3 protein-coding genes are annotated in these 4,617 nt (G+C 59.4%); 2 read left to right on the top strand and 1 reads right to left on the bottom strand.

The window, feature by feature from the left end; all coding sequences use genetic code 11:
* Window positions 1–1,135: 1,135 nt before the first annotated feature.
* Together hslU and VKP01_RS07810 are read left to right on the top strand one after the other, a co-directional pair.
* Entirely contained in the window at window positions 1,136–2,443 is a 1,308-nt protein-coding gene (gene hslU / locus VKP01_RS07815) for an ATP-dependent protease ATPase subunit HslU (RefSeq protein WP_324411593.1), read from the top strand.
* Between the two features lie 222 nt (window positions 2,444–2,665).
* The gene (locus tag VKP01_RS07810; RefSeq protein WP_324411592.1) at window positions 2,666–3,649 is read left to right on the top strand and encodes a glutathione S-transferase family protein; all 984 of its coding nucleotides are present in this window, start codon (window positions 2,666–2,668) and stop codon (window positions 3,647–3,649) included.
* 27 nt (window positions 3,650–3,676) lie between these two features.
* On the opposite strand, the gene VKP01_RS07805 is transcribed toward VKP01_RS07810, so the two are convergent.
* On the bottom strand, window positions 3,677–4,617 hold a 941-nt coding region (locus VKP01_RS07805; RefSeq protein WP_324411591.1), incomplete at its 5' end, for an MATE family efflux transporter.

Genomic DNA, 4,617 nt, shown 5'->3' with positions numbered 1-4,617 from the left:
CCCGGACACCCCCGAAACCGCTAGCGGCCCCTCACCGCGCCACGAGGCAGCATCGGACCAACCGACGCTGGCAGATGATGGCGCACGACATGAGCGGCGAAAGCGTGACGCGCATATAGCGGAAGATGTTGTTGTTCTGATCAGCATCGGGCTTGTTTATGTCATAATCTTTTAACTAGGCCGCCAGCTGCTCAATCCACTAGCCATGCATTTTGGCCTCGGCCTCCTTGCCTGGATAACAGCGGGCTTCATTTCTAAAAAAAAGAAATACAACCTAAGCATCACAGTGCTATTGATCATATTTGGCTATAACTGTCTTTTGGCATCTAGCATTTTGATGCACAATTTCTTTGGACTGAAGAGCTATTCATTCTATCTTTCAACAATAATATTTTTAATATTATTATATATTTTTTGCTTAAAATATATAAATTTATTTAGATATTTAATTATTATTATTGCATTCATTTTTGCTTTTACAATATTTTCTTTTGAGTTTTATCCGGATTTTGTAAAAAAAAATTACGAATCAATATTTCTTTTATTCGGATTTTCAATTTTTTCTATAGGATTTGTAATCGATTTAATCTATCAAAAAATTGACAAACAGAAGTATTATCTTATTTTGTTTTGTTATATAATTGGATCTCCTATTGTGTTTTTAGCACTACTTATCAATATTTTCCCGCAAACCGAAATTTACATTTATTTATTCTATCCTGTTCCATTATTGATAATGTTGTTTCCAGCCCTTCTGATAAACAGAATTTCCATAATCCTGTCTTGCACTGTCGTAGCATTTATAATGGTGGCTGTGTTCGTTGTAGGCTCGGATTTTGACCTCGTGATCATGTTCGCAGGGTTCTATGTCATTTTCGGCTTCACTCTGGTTTTCGCCCTTGGCTGGCGGCGCCTTCGCAACGGGCTTTTGTCTGCATTCCCCGAGCGGATCAGGCGAAACCTGCCCGGGCGTTGCCGATGACGGCATGAGCCGGAGCGCGGTCTCGCAATCCCCCTCCCGCGCCCCAATCCCCTTGCGCTCTGGCAGATGGACCAGTCAGACACTACCTTGATGAGCGACGCACATGCGTCTTCGGCAGCGCCATATGCTTCCATTCGAGATACAGGACCAGGCATGACCACATTTTCCCCCCGCGAGATCGTCTCGGAGCTCGATCGCTTCATCGTCGGCCAGAAGGATGCCAAGCGGGCGGTGGCGATCGCCCTGCGCAACCGCTGGCGGCGCCAGCAGCTGACCGGGCCGATCCGGGACGAGGTGATGCCGAAGAACATCCTGATGATCGGCCCCACCGGCTGCGGCAAGACCGAGATCGCCCGGCGCCTCGCCAGGCTTGCCAACGCCCCCTTCACCAAGATCGAGGCAACCAAATTCACCGAGGTCGGCTATGTCGGGCGGGATGTCGAACAGATCGTGCGCGATCTCGTGGAGATCTCCATCGGTCTCGTCAAGGAGGAGAAGCGCCAGGCGGTGAAGGCGAAGGCGCAGCTCGCCGCCGAAAACCGCGTGCTCGACGCGCTGGTGGGCGCCAATGCCTCGCAGACGACTCGCGAGGCGTTCCGCAAGAAGCTGCGCAACGACGAATTGAACGACAAGGAAATCGAGATCGAGATGCAGGCGGGCTCCTCCGGCATGCCGATGTTCGAGATGCCGGGCATGCCCGGCGCCTCGATGGGCGCGATTTCGCTGGGTGACATGTTCGGCAAGGCCTTCGGCGGGCGCACCAAATCGCGCCGCACCACCGTCGCGGAGGCCTATGAGCCGCTGGTGGCTGAGGAGAGCGACAAGCTGCTGGACCAGGAATCCCTCACCGAGGAAGCGATCCGGGAGGTGGAGAACAACGGCATCGTCTTCCTCGACGAGATCGACAAGATCTGCGCCCGCGAGGGGCGTGGCGGGGCGGATGTCTCGCGCGAGGGTGTGCAGCGCGATCTATTGCCCCTGATCGAGGGCACCACGGTCGCCACCAAGCACGGGGCGGTGAAGACGGATCATATCCTGTTCATCGCCTCGGGTGCCTTTCATGTGGCGAAGCCGTCGGATCTCCTGCCCGAACTGCAGGGCCGCCTGCCCATTCGCGTCGAGCTCAACCCCCTCGACGAGAACGATTTCCGCCGCATCCTCACCGAAACCGAGGCGAGCCTGATCAAGCAATCGGTGGCGCTGATGAGCACGGAGGGCGTCGAACTCGTCTTCACCGAGGACGCCATCGACGCGCTTGCCAAGGTGGCCGTAGAGGTGAACGGCAGCGTCGAGAATATCGGTGCGCGCCGGCTGCAGACCGTGATCGAGCGCGTGCTCGACGATATCTCCTACACCGCCACCGACAAGACCGGCGAGACCGTCACCATCGATGGTGAGTACGTGCGTGAGCAGGTCGGCGATCTGGCAAGGAACGCGGACCTGAGCCGATACATCCTCTGAGCCGAGACCTGGGCCGAGATCTGAGCCGGCTTGGCGGCGCGAGGCGCGCTTGGGCATGGATGCGCGCGAGGCGCGCTTGCGGGATTGCAAGAACAAAAGCCGGGAAATCGCGGTTTTCCCGGCTTATATCTTTCCTGAACGCAAACTTCACGGCGGCTCATGCGTTACCCCGCAGGATCACATGATCGATGCCGCCGCAACCGGACAGGAAAGGAGAACGCCATGGGCCTTCTCGTCGACGGACAATGGCAGGACAAGTGGTACGACACCAAATCAACGGGCGGGCGCTTCAAGCGCCAGGAATCGCAATTCCGCAACTGGGTCACGCCTGACGGCGCCCCCGGCCCGAGCGGTGAGGGCGGTTTCAAGGCCGAGCCCGGGCGCTACCATCTCTATGTGAGCCTCGCCTGCCCCTGGGCCCACCGCACCCTGATCTTCCGCAAGCTCAAGGGGTTGGAGGGCATGATCTCGCTCTCCGTGGTGCATTGGGCCATGCTCGACGAGGGCTGGACCTTCGAGCAGGGTGAGGGCGTCATCCCCGATCCGGTCAACAATGCCCGCGTCATGCATCAGGTCTATACGGCGGCGGATCCGGTCTATACCGGTCGCGTCACGGTGCCGGTGCTGTGGGACAAGCAGCGCGAGACCATCGTCAGCAACGAATCGGCGGAGATCATCCGCATGCTGAATTCCGCCTTCGATGGTGTGGGCGCGACGCCGGGCGACTATTATCCGCAGGCCCTGCACGAAGAGATCGACGCGATCAACGCGCGCGTCTACGACACAGTCAATAACGGCGTCTACAAATCCGGCTTCGCCACCACGCAGGAAGCCTATGAGGAAGCGGTAACCCCGCTCTTCGGCACGCTCGATGATCTCGACGAACGGCTCGCGACCAGGCGCTATCTCACTGGCGACAGCATCACCGAAGCCGATTGGCGGCTGTTCACCACGCTGGTGCGCTTCGATCCGGTCTATGTCGGGCATTTCAAGTGCAACCTGCGCCGCATCGCCGATTACCCGCATCTCTCGGGCTATCTGCGCGAATTGTACCAGTGGCCCGGCGTGCGCGAGACGGTGAACTTCACCCATATCAAGAACCACTATTACTACAGCCACGAAACCATCAACCCGCACCGCGTCGTACCACTCGGCCCCGTGCTCGATCTCGACGCGCCGCATGGACGCGACGGGATCGGCGGCTGACGCTTCGAGCGGCGCGGGTGATCCAGGCTACGAAACCTGCGGCCAGGCACGTTGCTTTTCCAGTTGCGGATAGAGCAGCGCCTGGCCCGCGCCGCGCGCGCCGAGAAAGGCGAGGAAGGCGAGCCAGAGGCCGTGATTGCTCAGGCCGTCGGCGGTGAGAATGCCGCCGAGGCCGAGCGCAGCGAGATAGACGGCAAGCGATGCCAGCATCAGGTTGCGCATGGCCCGCGTCCAGGTCGCGCCGATATAGATGCCGTCGAAGGCAAAGGCCAGCGCGCCGACCAGCGGCGCCGCCGCCGCATAGATCAGATAGTCGCGCGCAAACAGCCGCACGGCGGCATCCGTCGTGATGAAATCGATGAAGAGCGGCCCGGCCAGCCAGAACACGGCCATGGCGAAGCATCCGAGGCCGAGGCTCCACTGGATCGCGATGGCGACGGAGCGGCGGAAGGCGTGGCGGTTGCGTGCGCCATAGGCCTGCCCGCACATCGCCTCCGCTGCCGTGGCGGTGCCGTCGAGGAAATACGAACCCAGCGTAAACATCTTGTAGAGCACCGCATTGGCCGCGAGCGTGACATCGCCGGCCCGCGCGCCGATGGCGGCGAAGCTCGCAAAGGCCACGATCAGCGCCATGGTGCGGATCATGATGTCGCCGTTCACCGCCAGCATCCGCTTCATCGCCGCCGGTTGCAGCGTCTCCGCGAGCGGGATGCGCAAGGGATTCGAGCCAAGCCGGCGCAGCACGAGGAGGCCGAGCCCCGCTGCGGTCGCCTCCGCCGCGAGCGTGCCGATGGCCGCTCCCGCAACCCCCATCCCGAGCCCCACCACCAGCACGATGGTGAGCGCGATATTGATCAGGTTGAGCCCGACCTGCAGCGCGAAGCCGAGATCGGTGCGCCCGCGCCCGATCATCGAACCGAGGATGGCGTAATTCGCCAGCGTGAACGGCGCGGCCCAGATGCGGATGT

The organism is Saliniramus sp. (assembly GCF_035311605.1).
In the GTDB taxonomy this organism is placed as follows: Bacteria; Pseudomonadota; Alphaproteobacteria; order Rhizobiales; family Beijerinckiaceae; genus Saliniramus.
Note: the sequence above shows the minus strand (reverse complement) of the source record. Positions and strands in the feature narration are given on the sequence as shown.